This window comes from Paraburkholderia sp. RL18-101-BIB-B (assembly GCF_046026985.1).
Classification (GTDB): domain Bacteria; phylum Pseudomonadota; class Gammaproteobacteria; order Burkholderiales; family Burkholderiaceae; genus Paraburkholderia.
This window is the reverse complement of record NZ_JARESV010000021.1, coordinates 1-16134: the sequence shown is the minus strand read 5'-3', so window position 1 is coordinate 16134 and position 16134 is coordinate 1. Positions and strand designations below refer to the sequence as shown.

Annotated in this window: 16 protein-coding genes; 11 read left to right on the top strand and 5 right to left on the bottom strand. The window is 62.8% G+C overall.

The genetic code is table 11. The features are described from left to right. Positions 1-12 precede the first annotated feature (12 nt). Positions 13-1251 carry a tRNA epoxyqueuosine(34) reductase QueG gene (queG, locus tag P0D73_RS26265; RefSeq protein WP_408433385.1) on the bottom strand — a complete coding sequence of 413 codons (1239 nt, stop codon included), beginning with the start codon at positions 1249-1251 and terminating at the stop codon, positions 13-15. Positions 1252-1268: 17 nt separating this feature from the next. Here queG and tsaE point away from each other — a divergent pair, with 17 nt between their 5' ends. Both tsaE and P0D73_RS26255 read left to right on the top strand, forming a co-directional pair. Beyond that, positions 1269-1859 carry a tRNA (adenosine(37)-N6)-threonylcarbamoyltransferase complex ATPase subunit type 1 TsaE gene (gene tsaE, locus P0D73_RS26260; protein WP_408433383.1) on the top strand — a complete coding sequence of 197 codons (591 nt, stop codon included), beginning with the start codon at positions 1269-1271 and terminating at the stop codon, positions 1857-1859. Then, the gene (locus P0D73_RS26255; RefSeq protein ID WP_132373341.1) at positions 1841-3421 is read left to right on the top strand and encodes an N-acetylmuramoyl-L-alanine amidase; all 1581 of its coding nucleotides are present in this window, start codon (positions 1841-1843) and stop codon (positions 3419-3421) included. Before tsaE ends, P0D73_RS26255 begins: the two co-directional genes overlap by 19 nt. 85 nt (positions 3422-3506) lie before the next feature. On the opposite strand, the gene P0D73_RS26250 is transcribed toward P0D73_RS26255, so the two are convergent. Beyond that, positions 3507-4409 (bottom strand): EamA family transporter, encoded by a 903-nt coding sequence (locus tag P0D73_RS26250; RefSeq protein ID WP_408433381.1) that lies wholly within the window; start codon positions 4407-4409, stop codon positions 3507-3509. Positions 4410-4598: 189 nt separating this feature from the next. On the opposite strand from P0D73_RS26250, the gene P0D73_RS26245 reads away from it, so the two are divergent. Next, the gene (locus tag P0D73_RS26245) at positions 4599-5474 is read left to right on the top strand and encodes a pirin family protein (RefSeq protein ID WP_408179832.1); all 876 of its coding nucleotides are present in this window, start codon (positions 4599-4601) and stop codon (positions 5472-5474) included. A gap of 91 nt (positions 5475-5565) precedes the next feature. After that, the gene (gene trxA, locus P0D73_RS26240; RefSeq protein ID WP_132373338.1) at positions 5566-6414 is read left to right on the top strand and encodes a thioredoxin; all 849 of its coding nucleotides are present in this window, start codon (positions 5566-5568) and stop codon (positions 6412-6414) included. Between the two features lie 83 nt (positions 6415-6497). Here trxA and tcdA read toward each other — a convergent pair whose 3' ends face one another. Continuing rightward, positions 6498-7355, bottom strand: coding sequence for a tRNA cyclic N6-threonylcarbamoyladenosine(37) synthase TcdA (tcdA, locus tag P0D73_RS26235; RefSeq protein WP_408433379.1), 858 nt, complete (start codon positions 7353-7355; stop codon positions 6498-6500). Positions 7356-7585: 230 nt separating this feature from the next. On the opposite strand from tcdA, the gene pdxH reads away from it, so the two are divergent. From pdxH to P0D73_RS26220, 3 genes are all read left to right on the top strand, one after another. Next, on the top strand, positions 7586-8227 hold the full coding sequence (gene pdxH / locus P0D73_RS26230) for a pyridoxamine 5'-phosphate oxidase (protein ID WP_408219951.1): 642 nt from the start codon (positions 7586-7588) through the stop codon (positions 8225-8227). Positions 8228-8368: 141 nt separating this feature from the next. Further along, positions 8369-9583, top strand: a complete 1215-nt coding sequence (locus P0D73_RS26225) for a class I SAM-dependent methyltransferase (RefSeq protein WP_132373335.1) — start codon at positions 8369-8371, stop codon at positions 9581-9583. A gap of 71 nt (positions 9584-9654) precedes the next feature. Then, positions 9655-11073, top strand: a complete 1419-nt coding sequence (locus tag P0D73_RS26220) for a DUF72 domain-containing protein (RefSeq protein ID WP_408286749.1) — start codon at positions 9655-9657, stop codon at positions 11071-11073. A gap of 28 nt (positions 11074-11101) precedes the next feature. Here the strand turns inward: P0D73_RS26220 and msrA are convergent, their stop codons facing one another. Continuing rightward, positions 11102-11650, bottom strand: a complete 549-nt coding sequence (msrA, locus tag P0D73_RS26215; protein ID WP_408179836.1) for a peptide-methionine (S)-S-oxide reductase MsrA — start codon at positions 11648-11650, stop codon at positions 11102-11104. A 257-nt stretch (positions 11651-11907) separates the two neighbouring features. Here msrA and P0D73_RS26210 point away from each other — a divergent pair, with 257 nt between their 5' ends. After that, on the top strand, positions 11908-12417 hold the full coding sequence (locus P0D73_RS26210) for a flavin reductase family protein (protein ID WP_132373332.1): 510 nt from the start codon (positions 11908-11910) through the stop codon (positions 12415-12417). A 124-nt stretch (positions 12418-12541) separates the two neighbouring features. Here P0D73_RS26210 and P0D73_RS26205 read toward each other — a convergent pair whose 3' ends face one another. Next, on the bottom strand, positions 12542-13057 hold the full coding sequence (locus P0D73_RS26205) for an Lrp/AsnC family transcriptional regulator (RefSeq protein WP_012434188.1): 516 nt from the start codon (positions 13055-13057) through the stop codon (positions 12542-12544). Between the two features lie 131 nt (positions 13058-13188). Between P0D73_RS26205 and kynB the strand changes: the two genes are divergently transcribed. From kynB to kynA, 3 genes are read left to right on the top strand one after another with little or no spacing between them, the layout of a single operon-like run. After that, entirely contained in the window at positions 13189-13827 is a 639-nt protein-coding gene (gene kynB / locus P0D73_RS26200; RefSeq protein WP_408286747.1) for an arylformamidase, read from the top strand. 29 nt (positions 13828-13856) lie between these two features. Beyond that, positions 13857-15107: a kynureninase gene (kynU, locus tag P0D73_RS26195; RefSeq protein ID WP_408286745.1), complete on the top strand. Its 1251-nt coding sequence runs from the start codon at positions 13857-13859 to the stop codon at positions 15105-15107. 10 nt (positions 15108-15117) lie between these two features. Then, on the top strand, positions 15118-16050 hold the full coding sequence (kynA, locus tag P0D73_RS26190; RefSeq protein WP_408286744.1) for a tryptophan 2,3-dioxygenase: 933 nt from the start codon (positions 15118-15120) through the stop codon (positions 16048-16050). The last annotated feature ends 84 nt before the right edge of the window (positions 16051-16134 follow it).

Genomic DNA, 16134 nt, shown 5'->3' with positions numbered 1-16134 from the left:
TTTGCCGCTACTCTACGCCGCTTCCAAAGCCCATTCCACATGCTCGCGCACGACGGCGGAAGCGTCATTGACCCGCATTCTCAGCGCCTGCACGATCGCCTCGCGCGCCGGCTCGCTCAAACTATCGGACGACGCACGCAGCGCGTTGCCCATGCCCACCGCGAGATTGCGCAGCCAGCACTCGTAGCCGATGCGGCGAATCGCGCTGCCCTGCATACGCGTATCGAACTCGTCCTCGCTCCATGCGAACAACTCGACAAGCGACGCGCGATCGAGCCCATGCCGCACGTCGAAATCGGCGACCGGCGCGGCCTGCGCGAACTTGTTCCATGGACACACGAGCTGGCAATCGTCGCAGCCATACACACGATTACCGATTAGCGGCCGCATTTCCAGGGGAATACTGCCCTTCAATTCGATCGTGAGATAGGAAATACAGAGGCGCGCATCGACCTTGTAAGGCGCGACGATCGCGCCGGTCGGACAGGCGCCGATACAGCGCGTGCAACTCCCGCAATGCGAGCCCGGCGTTTCGGGCGCGGCCTCGGGCAAGGTCTCGGCGTCGGTCGGCAAGGGCACATCGACATAGATTTCGCCGAGAAAAAACAGCGAACCCGCGTCACGTTGCAGCAGCAACGTGTGCTTGCCGCGCCAGCCGATGCCGGCCTTCTGCGCAAGTTCTACTTCCAGCACCGGCGCCGAATCGGTAAATACGCGGTAGCCGAATGCGCCGATCTCGGCCTCGATCTTCTCGGCCAGATGTTGCAAACGGTTACGCATCACCTTGTGATAATCGCGGCCTCGCGCATAGACCGACACGACCGCCGCCGACGGGTCCGCGAGCCGCGCATGCTCGGCTGCACGCCATTCTTGCGTGAGCGGACCGTCCTGCAAAGCGCTTTCGTGCGCCTTTCCGCTCAATGTCTGCGCGGGCAAATAAGCGATGCGCGCCGTAATCACACGTCGCGTGCCGGCCACAAGCTCGGCGGGCCGCGCGCGTTTCATGCCGTGTTTCGCCATATAATCCATCTCGCCGTGGCAACCCGCTTCCAGCCAGGCTGCAAGCGGCGCTTCGGCGGCGGAGAGATCGGTGTCGCTAATGCCGATCGCTCCGAAACCCAGTTCACGGCCCCACGTTTTGATGTTCAGCGCGAGCGCGTACAGCGCCGCTTCATCGAAATGACGCTCGGCACGCGCATCGTCGTTAGACGCAGGCGTGCAGGAAACAGGGGACTCCGGACTTCGGTTCATCACGCCATTTTACGAGAATGCCTGTCAATTCCGATCTCGCGATCCAACCGCCCGCCAATGTCCTGCTCGAACGCACCTTCGCGCTCGCGGACGAAGCCGCCACCATGGCCTTCGGCGAGCGCTTCGCGCAGGCGATCGACAGCGTGCGCGAGGCCGCGCGGCACGCGCCTGGCGCCGACGGCGACAAGGCGTTCTACGGACTGCAAGTCCAACTCGTCGGCGACCTCGGCGCCGGCAAAACCACCCTCGTGCGCGCAACTTTGCGCGGCCTCGGCCACACCGGCCGCGTGCGCAGCCCCACTTACACACTCGTCGAACCCTACGTGCTCGAGCGGCCCGCCGGGGAACTCGCGCTCTATCACTTCGATCTGTATAGATTCACCGATCCGGCCGAATGGGCCGACGCGGGCTTTCGCGAGTACTTCGACAGCGGCGCCGTCTGCCTCGTCGAATGGCCGCAACGCGCGGGGCGTCTCCTGGGCGTGCCGGATCTTGTCTTCTCGCTCGACCTCGACAACGACAATGATGGCGAGAACGAAGGCGACGGCCGTGTCCTCGTCGCACGGGCATACAGCGAATCAGGAAAGGCATGTCTCGAAAGATGTTGATCAAACCGTTCCGCTCGATCGAATCGGCGGCTACCGCAACGCATAACTGGCGGCGCCGGCAGATTCTGCGCGCGGGCGCGTCCACGCTCGTGCTCGGCCTCGTCGCGCCGCGTCTCGCTTGGGCAAGCTCGGTGCTCGGCGTGCGGGTCTGGCCAGCGCGCGACTACACGCGCGTGACGATCGAATCCGATCAGCCGCTGCAGAACGCCCAGCAGTTGCTGCAGGGACCGGACCGGCTGGTGGTCGACCTGAGCGGCCTCGATCTGGACCAGGCCTTGAAAGACCTCGTCTCGAAGATCACGCCGAACGATCCGCAGATCCAGTCGGTGCGGGTCGGGCAATATCAGCCGCATGTGGTGCGCATGGTGTTCGACCTGAAGGGTTCGGTGAAGCCGCAGGTGTTCACGCTGCCGCCGGTCGGCGCGTACAAGTACCGGCTGGTGTTCGACCTGTATCCCGCGGTCGCGCCTGATCCGTTGATGGATCTGCTCGCCCAGACGGAACACAAGCAACAGACATTGAACGAAGAGAACGCCGCGCCGCCGCCCGCCACGCTGAGCGGTCCGGGCACCACGCCGCCCACTGCCGATAACAGCGAGGCGTTCTTCGAGCGTTACGCGCAGAACAGCGGTAGCGGGTCCGCGCCGAGCGTGCCGCGTCCGCCGGTGCATGTCGCGCCCACACCCGTTCCGCCGATCCTCGGCAAGCCCGCCACGCCCGCTGCGCCGGTGGCGCCGCCAACGGCCATCGCCCGCAACAAGGGCAACAGCGCCAGCACGCTGGGCGCGGACGATGCCGGCAGCGACGATACCTACGCCTTCACCAATCCCAAGTCCGGCAAGAGCAACACGGTGCGTCTGTTGACCGTCGCGATCGATCCGGGCCACGGCGGCGAAGACCCGGGCGCGATCGGCGGTTCGGGCACGTACGAGAAGCATGTCGCGCTCGACATCGCGAAGAAGCTGCGCGCCAAGATCGACGCGCAACCGAACATGCGCGCCATGATGACGCGCGACGCCGACTTCTTCGTGCCGCTGAACGTGCGCGTGCAAAAGGCGCGGCGCGTCGGCGCGGACCTGTTCGTGTCGATCCATGCCGACGCGTTCACCACGCCCGACGCGAAGGGTTCGTCGGTGTTCGCGCTGTCCGAGCATGGCGCCTCGAGCGCCGCGGCGCGCTGGATGGCGAACAAGGAGAACTCGTCGGATCAGATCGGCGGGATCAATATCAAGTCCGCCGACGCCACCGTGAACCGCGCGCTGTTCGATATGTCGACCACCGCGCAGATTCGCGACTCGATGCGTTACGGCAACTTCGTGCTGAAGGAAATCGGCGGCATCAACAAGCTGCACAAGGGCTCGGTCGAACAGGCCGGGTTCGCGGTGCTGAAGGCGCCGGACATTCCGTCGATCCTCGTGGAAACTGCCTTCATCAGCAACCCGGACGAAGAGCGCCGCCTGAACGACGACGCGTATCGCGAGAAGATGGCCGATGCGATCATGACCGGCATCAAGCGCTATTTCGCGGCGAATCCACCGCTTGCGAAGAATCGCATGACGTGATGCTCGCGTCTGCTTTGATGCAATGAAGAACGGCCGCTCGATGAGCGGCCGTTTTTCGTCTTCATGCTCGTCCGCGTTTTTGTTCTCACTCGGACGTGCCGGTCGCGCGACGCGCGGGTGACAACCGTTGGACGACCCAGCCGCCGAACACGTTCACGGCCAAGCCTGCCATCACCAGCAAAGCGCCGGCGATCTGCGCCGCGGACAGTTGCTCGTCGAGAAACAGCGACGCTGACGCCAGGCCAACTATCGGCACCAGCAGCGAAAACGGCGCGACCTGACTCGCCGGATAGCGCGACAGCAGACGGCTCCACAACCCGTAGCCGATCAGCGTGGCAATGAACGCGAGATAGACAATGGCGAAGATCGACATCGCGCTGATGCCGGAAAGCGCGGCGACGATCCGCTGCGGACCCTCGAACGCGTACGACAGCGCGAAAAACGGCAGCGGCGGGATCAGGCTGCCCCACACCACCAGTCCGACGAGGTCAACCTGGCCGACCTTCTTCGTGACGATGTTGCCGAGCGCCCACGAACACGAGGCGCACAAGGTAAGGACAAAGCCGGCCAGCGTCATGGCGTGGCCGCCTTGCATGCCGATCACGGCAAGTCCGCCCGCCGCGACCAGCAAACCCACGACATTCGGCAAGCGGAACCGCTCATGCAGGAACATCGCCGCGAAAATCAGCGTGAAAAACGCCTGCGCCTGCAACACCAGCGAGGCGAGTCCAGCCGGCATGCCGACATACATGGCGGAGAACAGAAACGCGAACTGCCCCAGCGAAATGGTCGCGCCGTACGCGATCAGCCAGCGCCACGGCAGGTTGGGCCGTTTGATGAAAAACACCGCCGGCACGGCGGCGAGCGTGAAGCGCAGCGCGCCGAGCAGCATCGGCGGCACGCCATGCAGACCCACCTTGATCACGACGAAGTTGACGCCCCACGCAGCGACCACGACCAGCGCGAGCAGCAAATCCCTGGGCGACATCCCAGTCTCCAATTGATTGTTCGATCCGGCAGTTTAGCGGAGCCGGCAGCACGCGGTAACGGCCCGGGCTACGGAATCCCGGAGGTTGCCGGGGCGTCGACGTGTCGCCGAGCCGTCGTCATTGCGCCCACCGCAGTAGAATCATCTATTAAGCAAAAATCCCCACCCACACTCCAGCCGAGCCTGCCCATGTCCTCCTCGATCAAAGCAGTCCTCAAACCGCATCTGCGCGACGTCGGCAGTCTGACCGTGCGGCGCGTGCTGCCGGCCATGGCGGCGCGCCTGATCGGCCCGTTCATCTTCTTCGACCACATGGGCCCGGCCACGCTTGAACCCGGCGTCGGCCTCGACGTGCGGCCGCATCCGCATATCGGCCTCGCCACGGTGACGTATCTGTTCGAAGGCGCGATCATGCATCGCGACAGCCTCGGCTCGGAGCAGAAAATCGTCCCCGGCGACGTCAACTGGATGACGGCCGGGCGCGGCATCGTCCACTCCGAGCGCACCCCGGACGAGGACCGCGCGAGCGGCCAGAGCATGCACGGCATTCAGACGTGGGTCGCGCTGCCGCTCGAAGACGAAGAGATCGAGCCGTCGTTCGCGCATCACGCGGCCGAAACGCTGCCGGTGGTCGAGCGCAACGGCGTCACGCTGCGGGTGATCGCAGGCACGGCGTTCGGCGAAACCTCGCCGGTCGCGACGTTTTCCGGCACGCTGTATGTGGCCGGCGAATTCGCGCCGGGCGGCGCCTTCGCGCTCGAACCGGAACACGAGGAACGCGGCGTCTATCTCGTCGACGGCGATCTGGAGATCGACGGCACGCCGCTCGAAGTCGGCCAGATGGCGGTGCTCGCGCTCGACGAAACGGTGACGCTGGCGAGCACCCACGGCGCGCGCGTCATGCTGCTCGGCGGCGAAAAACTGGACGGCGAGCACTTTATCGAGTGGAATTTCGTCGCCAGTTCGCGCGAGAAAATCGAAGCCGCGAAGCTCGCGTGGACCAATCAGGAAATGGGCAAAGTGCCGGGCGAAACCGAATGGATTCCGCTGCCCCAGCGCAAATAAGCACAGATGAGCGCAAGCGGCTTCGGGCAGCATTGATTCCGCAGTGTTCGGCCCCAAATAGTCAACAGACCGTTTTATCGACGAGGACGCAATGGACACCACTCTGGCCACTTTTGAACAGGACGTCATCGCGGCGTCGACACTGGCCCCCGTGCTGGTCGATTTCTGGGCGCCCTGGTGCGGCCCCTGCAAGACCCTCGGCCCGATGCTGGAAAAGCTCGAAGCCGAAGCTGCCGGCAAGTGGAAGCTCGTGAAGGTGAACGTGGACGAGAACCAGGAACTGGCCGCGCACTTCCAGGTGCGCAGCATTCCGCACGTCATGGCCTTTGCCGACGGACGGCCGGTCGATCAGTTCGTCGGCGTGCTGCCTGAAGGCCAGTTGCGCGAGTTTCTCGAACGGCTGGTGCCGCAAGGCGCGGACGCCGCGCGTCTCGAAGCGCACACCGCGCTGGACGAAGGCCGTCGCGAAGATGCGTACGACGCGCTGCAAGCCGCCCTCGCCTACGACCCGGGTTTCGACGAAGCGCGCATGGACCGCATTGAAATGCTGCTCGAAGACAATCGTATCGACGAAGCGCGCAACGAAGTCGATCTGCTGTCGCCGAAAACGACGCAAGGCATCGACGCGCGATTCAACGCGATCAAGACTCGCCTCGACGCGGTGGACGCCGCAGCCGACCTGCCGCCCACCGATGCACTGGAGGCAAAGGTCGCGGCCGACCCGGCCGATCTCGAAGCGCGTTTCGATCTGGCTAGCGCGTTCATCGCCCGCCGCAAATACGCGGAAGCGCTCGAACATCTGCTCGCGATCGTGCAGCGCGACCGCACGTTCCGCGACGATATCGGCCGCAAGACGATGCTGTCGGTGTTCGATCTGGCTGCGCATCAGCCGGAGCTGGTGTCGCAATGGCGGCGCAAGCTGAGCGCTTCGTTGTTCTGATCTGATTGGCTCAATCGATATTCAGGCGCGGCGTCCCGGCAGCGCCTGAATGCGCTGCGGCATCCACCGCGGCGTGAATCACTTCAAACCGTCGCCTGCTTCGCCAACGCCCGCAACACATGCGCGGCCGCGGCAAAACCGAAGCTCGCTGTCACGCATACGCTCGAACCAAAACCCGCACAGTTCAAACCGACCGGCCCCGTGTGGCCCGGCGATGTGGTGACGTGCTCGGCTTCCTCATCGATATCGCAGACCGCCGCTTCCGGGTAGATCAACGGTTCGTCCGAATACACCGCGCTCACCTTGAACTTCGCTTTCGGGCCACGCGGAAAACCGTGCTGTTTGCGCAGTTGGCCGCGCACTTTCGACAGCAACGGGTCCTGGATCGTCAGCGCGAGATCGTCGATGCGAATGCGCGTCGGGTCCAGCTGGCCACCCGCGCCGCCGACCGTGATCAACGGCTGTTTCTTCTCCACGCACCATGTGATCAACGCGGTCTTGGTGCGCACGCTGTCGATCGCATCGATCACGTAATCGAAGCCGCCGCCGAGCGTCGCGTCGAAGTTGTCCGGCTCGACGAAGTCCTCGATCAAGCGCACGTCGCAAAACGGATTGATCGCCGCGATGCGTTCGGCCATGGCTTCGACCTTCGGTTTTCCGTAGTTGCCGTCGAGCGCGTGGATCTGCCGGTTCGTGTTGCTCTCGGCGACGTTGTCGAGATCGATCAGCGTCAGCGTGCCGACCGCGCTGCGCGCCAGCGCCTCCGCCACCCACGACCCCACTCCGCCGATGCCGATCACCGCGACGTGCGCGCCTTCGAACGCGGCCAGCGCCGGCGCGCCGTACAGACGCGCGATGCCGCCGAAGCGCCGCGCGCGATCGGCGGTTTCTTTCCCGTCGAGGCTGGTAGTAAGATCGGATTGCGCGGTGGTGCTGGACATGATGGCAGGGCTCGTTGGTCGGGCTAAAACACGAAGTGGCGACGCAAAGGCGTACGTAACCTCGTATTCTGCCTGAACGCGCCGAGTTGCATCGCCGCGAACAGCGCCACACCGAGGGGCCACGCGCGGGCCGGCATGCATGCACGCACCGCGCGAGACCTTGACATGGCTGCGGGCAAAAAATCAGCGCCTTAGCTATACTGATTGAACTGTAGCGTTCGCATAAGAACATGACCTCACTCGCCGAACTTCGAAAAAACTATTCGCTGGGTTCTTTGGACGTTGCCGATATCAACCGCAACCCGTTTCGTCAGTTCGATACGTGGTTTCAACAAGCGGTCGACGCCAAACTGCCCGAGCCGAATACCATGACGCTGGCCACGGTCGACTCGCGTGGCCGGCCGTCGGCGCGCATCGTGCTGATCAAGGGCGTCGACGAGCGTGGCTTCGTGTTCTTCACCAATTACGAAAGCCGTAAAGGCCGCGAACTGGCCGCCAATCCCTACGCCAGCCTGCTGTTCTACTGGATCGAACTGGAACGCCAGGTGCGCGTGGAAGGCCGCATCGTCAAAACCAGCGCGGAAGAAAGCGACGCGTATTTCGCGTCGCGCCCGCTCGGTTCACGCATCGGTGCGTGGGCTTCGAATCAGAGTCAGCTAATTGAAAGCCGTTCGCAGCTCGAAACACGCGAACGCGAAATCAGGCTGCAATACGGCGACCAGCCACCGCGTCCACCGCACTGGGGCGGTTATCGTTTGGTGCCCGAAGCAATCGAATTCTGGCAGGGCCGGCCGTCGCGATTGCACGACCGTTTGCTCTACACGCGTTCAGGCGAACACAGCGATTGGCAAATCTCCCGCCTATCGCCTTGAATCGGAATACAACGCCGCCACCGCGTTGCCAACGCAGCAGCGCGCGGCGGCCGGATGGCATCTCGCGGCATGGGAGTCGCGCCGCATTGAGTTGCGATCCACACAGGCTTTGCTTTAATTCAACGGACACGGAGAGATCACATGTTCTGGGAGAAGAAGCTAGCGCAGTGGGTGGAAGATGTAAAAACCAGGGCTAACGTTCCTGCACGCCTCGTGCTGTGGGACGGTCAGCAACATGACTTCGGGCAGTTCGCCGCGCCTCAGGTCACGCTACATGTCAAAAGCGCCACGGCGCTGCCCTATCTGCTCGAACCGAGCCTCGACAATCTCGGCGAGGCGTATGTGAAGGGCAAGATCGACATCGAGGGCAAGCTGTCGGACATCATCAATATCGGCTACCAGCTGGCGCGCAATACCGTCACGAGCGCGGGCAAGCTGGCGCGCGTGCGGCGCTATTTCAATCATTCGAAAGCGTCGGACAAGAAGGCGATCCAGTATCACTACGACGTCTCGAATGAGTTCTACAAACTGTGGCTCGACGAGAACATGGTGTACTCGTGCGCGTACTTCGAGAACGGTAACGAAGATCTCGCCACCGCGCAGATCAAGAAGATCGACCACATCCTCACCAAGATCCAGTTGCAGCCGGGGCAGCGCCTGCTCGATATCGGCTGCGGCTGGGGCGCGCTCGTCCTGCGCGCGGCGCAGAAATTCGGCGCGAAGTGCGTGGGCGTGACGCTCTCGCAGAACCAGTTCGACCTCGCCACCGCGCGCGTCAAAGCGGCGGGGCTGGAAGGCCAGATCGAGATTCGTCTGCAGGATTACCGCGACGTCGAAGGGCAATTCGATCGCATCACGAGTGTCGGCATGTTCGAGCACGTGGGCCGCAAGAATCTGCCGGGCTACTTCGAGAAGATCCGCGACCTGCTGGTCGACGACGGCATCGCCATGAATCACGGCATTACGTCGAGCGATGCGGACAGCGGCGAGACCGCGCTCGGCGGCGGCGAATTCATCGACCGCTATGTGTTTCCGGACGGCGAGCTGCCGCATATCAGCCTTGCGCTCGAATCGATGCAGCGCGGCGGGCTCGAAGCGGTTGACGTCGAAAGCCTGCGCCGTCACTATGCGCACACGCTGGACATTTGGGCGGAGAATTTCGAAGCGCATGCGGAGGAAGCCCGCAAGCTCGTCGACGACGAAAAATTCCGCATCTGGCGCGTGTACCTCGCCGGTTGCGCCTACGCGTTCGAAAACGACGACGTGTCGATCTACCAGGTGGTGTGCCGCAAAGCCGGCCGCAGCGCGAAAACCTTGCCGTGGTCGCGCCGCTTCATGTACGACAAACCGCTGTGATACGGTTGCGCCGCGGCGCCGTGCATAAGCGGGCGACGCGGTGCAACCTTTGAACAGCAGGTCGAACACCGATGGACCAGAGCGGGACAAGCGAAGTTGATCAGCCGGTAGAAGGCGAGTCTGGCGCCGATGGCGAAGCCGTGCAGTTCGATCTGTTCGGGATGCCGGTGGAAGCCTCGGCGAAGGGCGATGGCGGTGTGAAGTTACCGCGTGGGACGGCTGGGGCAGATGCTGACACTGGTCAGCATCCAATGGAGCGGGCAACCTCGCCCGCTGATACAGCCGCCGCATCCGCAGCCGCGACACAGCCCGAGCGCCGGCGTCAGCCGCGCGCGAAGAACGCCGCAAGCGCCGGCTCCCTGTGGCAGGAAGACGAAGCGGCAGCGCCGGAAGATGCCGTCACCCCGCCCAAAGCCAACACCACGCCCGCCCCCTCCGACGCCCCCAAAAAACGCCGCACCCGCGAAATCCTCGCGGCCCCGCCCTCGCCGGAACTGCTCGCGCTCGCGGCGCAACTGCCGCCGCAGATCCACCTCGGCACCTCGACGTGGTCGTTTCCAGGCTGGAACGGCATCGTCTACGGCGACGAGTACAGCAACAGCAAACTGTCGCGCGAGGGTCTCACGGCCTACGGCGCGCATCCGCTACTGAAGACGGTCAGCATCGACCGGTCGTTTTATCAGGCGCTCACAGTCACTGAGTATTTGCGCTACGCGCAGCAAGTGCCCGAGCACTTCCGCTTCATCGTCAAAGCGCCGATGACGATCACTGACGCCACCGTGCGCGCTGAACGCGGCGAGCCGGTCTCGATGAATCCGTGTTTTCTGAACGCGCAAATGGCGATCGACGATTTCGTCACGCCGTGTCTCGAAGGACTCGGCGCCAAGGCTGGCGCGCTGGTGTTCCAGCTTTCGCCGCTGCCGGATCAGATGCTTGCGCAGCCGGCGGTATTCATCGAACGGCTGGCTGAATTTTTGATGGCCTTGCCGAAGCTGCCGGACAGCGCCTGCTACGCGATTGAAATCCGTGACGGAAGCCTGCTCACGCCGCGCTTCATCCGCACGCTCAAAATGGCGGGCGTGCGTTATTGCGTCGGGATTCATGCGCGTATGCCCGATCCGCTGCGTCAGGCCGCGGCGCTCGCGTTGCTGGACGGCGAACCGGCTGGGCCGCTGATCGTGCGCTGGAGCCTGCACGGCGGCTTCAAATACGAACGGGCGAAGGCCAAGTACGAACCGTTCAACCAGTTGGTCGACCACGACCCGGCGACCCGCGCGTCACTCGCCGAACTGGCCGCGCGCTACGCGCTGGCCGGCCAGCCGGTGGTGATCGCGATCAACAATAAAGCGGAAGGATCAGCGCCGCTCAGCTGCGTGGAGCTGGCGCGGGCGATTATCGAGGCGTATGCGCGGCTCGCTCATGAGCATGAGCACGACAGTGAACCTCCGCCATCCGACGAGAACGAGCAGCGGCCTGACTCCGCCGTTTGAGCAACGCGCCAAGCAGCCGCTCGTCCCATTAGCTCGCCTTGATCCGGTGAGCAAACTTCTGACGAAACTTCGCCACCTTCGGCGCCACCACGAACGAGCAGTACCCCTGATTCGGGTGCTGCGCAAAATAGTTCTGGTGATAAGCCTCGGCCGGCCAGTAATTGCCGTCGAGCGGCAGCACTTGCGTAACGATCTGAGCATCGTAAATGCGCTGTTCGCCGATCTCGCGAATCGCCTGCAACGCCGCTTCCCGCTGCGCATCCGAATGGGTGAAGACCACCGAGCGGTATTGCGTGCCGACGTCGTTGCCCTGCCGGTTCAACTGCGTCGGATCGTGGATCGCGAAGAAGATATCGAGAATCTCGCGATAGCTGATCTTCGCCGGATCGAAGTCGACCTTCACGACTTCGGCGTGGCCCGTCACGCCGTCGCACACCTGCTCGTAGGTCGGGCGCTGGGTCTGGCCGCCCGCATAGCCCGACTCCACCGCGCTCACGCCGTCGACGCCCAGGTACACCGCTTCGAGGCACCAGAAACACCCGCCACCGAGGGTGGCGACTTCGCCTGTCTGACTCATGCTGCTCGCTCCTTGAAACTCATAGTCGGCCGATGCCGGTCCACGGTTCGCCGCAACGCTCATGCCACCATCCGAGCTTTCCAGCTTAGCGGCTTTTTCATGCGCCGGCTGGGGTCGCGGCCAATCCGCCGCGATTGCAGTTAAAATTGGGACAAATCGACGATTTTCACTATGACTTTCGAATCATTTGTTTCCAGCCGTGCGCGCGATGGGTTCAGTCCGGGATTCACCCGGTTTGCGCCAGGGGCTTGCGCCCGATGAAGCGCGCCAGCCCGCCTAATTTCGACCAGAACGCCTTCAAGCAGGCGCTCAGCCAATTTGCCACCGGCGTCACCGTCATTACAACGCGCGCGTCGTCCGGCCAGTTGATCGGCATCACGGCCAGCTCATTTAATTCGGTTTCGCTCAACCCGCCGTTGGTGTTGTGGAGTCTGGCCACGCGCTCGGCATCGATGCCGGTGTTCCGCGCCAACAGTCACTACGTGGTCAATGTGCTGGCCGCGTCGCAGCTCGAACTGTGCAAGCGCTTTGCGACCGTGAAGGGCGATCGCTTCGAAGGCGTGTCGCACGCGGAAGGCGACACCGGCATGCCGGTGCTCGACGGCGCGCTCGCCTGGTTCGAGTGCCATAACCGCAGCCGTTACGAAGAGGGCGACCACGTGATTTTCGTCGGTGAAGTGGAGCGCTGCGGCGTGCACGAAAATGCCGCGGAGACTTCGCCGCTGGTTTTTCAGAACGGTCGGTTTCACGGACTCAAACCGCTTTGAACGCGGTGCCGCGGTTGGATTCGGCGCGGGCGGTTCAAGTGGTTTGGGAATGACGGGCGGCGCGAGGACTTCGCCGTCTCAAACAAATGCCCGCGCCGTTCTGCCGGCGCGGCCGTCCTCTCGGTCAGCGATCGTTATGCGCGGCGCTATGCCCACCGGTTTTCTTCACTAACGAAACCGGCACGCCCGAATCTTCCTTGAGCGTCTGCAGCACGATATTCGAACGAATATCCATCACACCCGGCGCCTTGTAGAGACGCTGCAGCACGAAATCCGAATAATGTTTGAGGTTGTGCGCGAGGACTCGCAGCAGATAGTGCGTTTCGCCGGTCACGACAAACGCGCCGACCACTTCCGGCCAGTCGCGCACCGCTTCCGCGAAGCGTTCGTGCCAATTCTCCTGGTCGTTGCGCATGGATACCTGCACGAACGCTTCCAGTTCGAAACCCAGCACTTCGCGGTTAAGACACGCGCGGTAATGTTCGATGACGCCCTGCTCCTCAAGCAGGCGCAGGCGTCGTAGACAGGCTGACGGCGAGAGCGAAATGCGCTCCGCGAGGTCGAGATTGCTGATCCGTCCTTCTTGCTGAAGCACCGTCAAGATACGGCAATCGGTGGCGTCGAGCGAGATCGCGTTCATATTCGGTCTCCCTTTCCCGTTTGTCTCAAATTATGTTCCAAGACACGGCTCAGAAGGAGATTTTTTCGCAATCACATTTCGCGGCAAGCCACCTATCATTCCCGGATAGACAATAAACTGCCGATGCGACTATGCCAACACTTTGGGACATCACCCCCGCCGTCGATACCGCCACGCCCGTCTGGCCGGGCGACACGCCGGTGGGCATCGAGCGCGTGTGGCGCATGGAGGCGGGCTCGCCCGTCAACGTCGCGCGGCTGACGCTGTCGCCGCACACCGGTGCGCACACCGACGCCCCGCTGCACTACGACGCCGAAGGCGCCGCCATCGGCGAAGTGCCGCTCGATGCGTACCTCGGCCGATGCCGTGTGATTCATTGCATCGGCGCATCGCCTGTTGTGACGCCACAACACCTCGTCGGCTCGCTCGACGACTTGCCACCGCGAGTCTTACTGCGCACTTACAGAAACGCGCCGACCACCGCATGGGACAGCGCGTTCTGCGCGGTCGCGCCGGACACCATCGACCTGCTGGCCGCGCGCGGTGTGAAGCTGATCGGCGTCGACACGCCGTCGCTCGATCCGCAGGAGTCGAAGACGATGGATGCTCACCACCGGATTCGCGCGCATCGCATGGCGATTCTCGAAGGCATCGTGCTCGACGACGTCGCGCCCGGCGACTACGAACTGATCGCGCTGCCGCTCAAGCTGACCACACTCGATGCAAGCCCGGTGCGCGCGATCCTGCGCGCGCTGCCCGAGTCTCAATGAACATCTCTGATCTGACTGACGGAATCACCATGAACCACCGTGACGAAGCACTGGCGCTCGACAGCGCCGACCCTCTCGCGACGTTGCGCGACCAGTTCGCGCTGTCGTCGACCACCATTTATCTCGACGGCAATTCCCTGGGCGTCCCGCCCGCGGCCGCCGCGCAGCGCGCACAGACCGTGATCGGCGCCGAATGGGGCGAAGGCCTGATCCGTAGCTGGAACACCGCCGGCTGGTTCGAGCTGCCGCGCCGCCTCGGCAACAAGCTCGCGCCGCTGATCGGCGCGGCGGAAAACGAAGTGGTCGTCACCGATACGATTTCGATCAACCTATTCAAGCTGCTGTCGGCGGCCGTGCGGGTCGCGAATGCGCGTGATCCTAAACGTCGCGTGATCGTTTCCGAGCGCTCGAATTTCCCGACGGATCTGTACATCGCGCAGGGATTGATCGAGCAACTCGACCGCGGCTATGAACTGCGCCTCGTCGACGATCCTTCCGAACTGCCTGCCGCGATCGGCGACGACACCGCCATCGTGATGATCACGCACGTCAACTACCGCACCGGCTACATGCACGACATGGCCGCGCTCACGAAGCTGATCCACGACAAAGGCGCGCTCGCGCTGTGGGATCTCGCGCATTCGGCGGGCGCGGTGCCAGTCGATCTCAACGGCGTCGGCGCGGACTATGCGGTTGGCTGCACGTACAAGTATCTGAATGGCGGCCCGGGTTCGCCCGCGTTCGTGTGGGTGCCCAAGCGCCATCAAAATGACTTCGCGCAACCGCTGTCCGGCTGGTGGGGACATCGCGCGCCGTTCAAGATGGATCCGACGTATCAGCCGGATGACGGCATCGGACGCTTTCTGTGCGGCACGCAGCCGATGGTGTCGATGTCGCTCGTCGAGTGCGGACTCGATGTGTTTTTGCAAACCGATATGCAGGCGGTTCGCGAGAAGTCGCTAGCGTTGACCGATCTGTTCATCGAACTGGTCGAAGCGCGTTGCAGCGAATTTCCGTTGAAGCTCGTTACGCCGCGTGAGCATGCGCAGCGTGGGTCGCATGCGAGTTTTGAACATCCGCATGGATACGAGGTGATGCAAGCGCTGATCGCGCGTGGGGTGATCGGCGATTATCGTGAGCCGCATGTGTTGCGGTTTGGATTGACGCCGCTGTATACGCGCTTTGTCGATGTGTGGGATGCGGTGGAAACGTTGCGCGAGGTGCTCGTGAAGGAGACCTGGCGGGCACCCGAATTCGCCGCGCGCGGCGCAGTGACCTGAGGAGCGCGCGATGACCGATCACATGCAAACGCCGGGCCTGCCGGAAGAGAAACCGGCGCAGGGATGTCCGTTTGGGCATGGGAGTGTTGCGGCTCAAGCGGCCTCCCCTGCCGCTGATTCCGGCGATGGCTGGCATAACGCTCAGCTCGATTTTTCGGAGTCGATGAGTTACGGCGATTATCTGTCGCTGGGGACGGTGCTGGATGCGCAGCATCCGTTGTCGCCGGATCACAACGAGATGCTGTTCATTATTCAGCATCAGACGAGCGAGTTGTGGATGAAGCTTGCGCTGTATGAGTTGCGCGCGGCGTTGCAGGCTGTGCATCGTGATGAATTGCCGCCGGCGTTCAAGATGCTTGCGCGTGTGTCGCGGATTATGGAGCAGCTCGTACAGGCCTGGAGCGTTCTCGCGACGATGACGCCGTCTGAGTACACGGCGATGCGGCCTTATCTGGGGAGTTCTTCCGGGTTTCAGTCGTATCAGTATCGGCAGATTGAGTTTTTGCTTGGGAATAAGAATGAGCAGATGCTGAAGCCGCATGCGCATCGGGCTGATGTACTTGCTGAGGTTAAGGCTTCGTTGGAAGCGCCTTCTTTTTATGATGAAGTTGTGCGGTTGCTCGCTCGGCGGGGGTTTGCGATTTCACCTTCTCGGTTGGAGCGGGATTGGAGTCAGCCTACTGTGCATGATGCTTCCGTTGAAGCGGCCTGGTTGGAGGTTTATCGGAATCCTTCTCAACATTGGGAGCTCTATGAGATGGCTGAGGAGCTTGTCGATCTCGAGGATGCTTTTCGGCAGTGGCGGTTCAGGCATGTCACTACCGTTGAGAGGATTATTGGGTTTAAGCAAGGGACTGGTGGCACCAGTGGGGCAACTTATCTTCGGAAGATGTTGGATGTGGTTTTGTTTCCGGAGCTTTGGCATGTGCGGACTATGCTGTAGATAGATTTTTTGCCTGCGCGGCGCTTTCTTTTTCTGTGCTCTTGGGGTGTTGGCCTTTTCTTGATTTGTTTGTGGTCTATTAGC

Bases quoted from the DNA above. Each gene is read 5' to 3' on its own strand.
- tsaE (WP_408433383.1), top strand. From the start codon at position 1,269: ATGCCTGTCAATTCCGATCTCGCGATCCAACCGCCCGCCAATGTCCTG.
- queG (WP_408433385.1), bottom strand. From the start codon at position 1,251: ATGAACCGAAGTCCGGAGTCCCCTGTTTCCTGCACGCCTGCGTCTAAC.
- P0D73_RS26225 (WP_132373335.1), top strand. From the start codon at position 8,369: ATGTTCTGGGAGAAGAAGCTAGCGCAGTGGGTGGAAGATGTAAAAACC.
- P0D73_RS26205 (WP_012434188.1), bottom strand. From the start codon at position 13,057: ATGAACGCGATCTCGCTCGACGCCACCGATTGCCGTATCTTGACGGTG.
- P0D73_RS26220 (WP_408286749.1), top strand. From the start codon at position 9,655: ATGGACCAGAGCGGGACAAGCGAAGTTGATCAGCCGGTAGAAGGCGAG.
- trxA (WP_132373338.1), top strand. From the start codon at position 5,566: ATGGACACCACTCTGGCCACTTTTGAACAGGACGTCATCGCGGCGTCG.
- kynB (WP_408286747.1), top strand. From the start codon at position 13,189: ATGCCAACACTTTGGGACATCACCCCCGCCGTCGATACCGCCACGCCC.
- pdxH (WP_408219951.1), top strand. From the start codon at position 7,586: ATGACCTCACTCGCCGAACTTCGAAAAAACTATTCGCTGGGTTCTTTG.
- kynA (WP_408286744.1), top strand. From the start codon at position 15,118: ATGACCGATCACATGCAAACGCCGGGCCTGCCGGAAGAGAAACCGGCG.
- msrA (WP_408179836.1), bottom strand. From the start codon at position 11,650: ATGAGTCAGACAGGCGAAGTCGCCACCCTCGGTGGCGGGTGTTTCTGG.
- P0D73_RS26255 (WP_132373341.1), top strand. From the start codon at position 1,841: ATGTCTCGAAAGATGTTGATCAAACCGTTCCGCTCGATCGAATCGGCG.
- P0D73_RS26210 (WP_132373332.1), top strand. From the start codon at position 11,908: ATGAAGCGCGCCAGCCCGCCTAATTTCGACCAGAACGCCTTCAAGCAG.
- tcdA (WP_408433379.1), bottom strand. From the start codon at position 7,355: ATGTCCAGCACCACCGCGCAATCCGATCTTACTACCAGCCTCGACGGG.
- kynU (WP_408286745.1), top strand. From the start codon at position 13,857: ATGAACCACCGTGACGAAGCACTGGCGCTCGACAGCGCCGACCCTCTC.
- P0D73_RS26250 (WP_408433381.1), bottom strand. From the start codon at position 4,409: ATGTCGCCCAGGGATTTGCTGCTCGCGCTGGTCGTGGTCGCTGCGTGG.
- P0D73_RS26245 (WP_408179832.1), top strand. From the start codon at position 4,599: ATGTCCTCCTCGATCAAAGCAGTCCTCAAACCGCATCTGCGCGACGTC.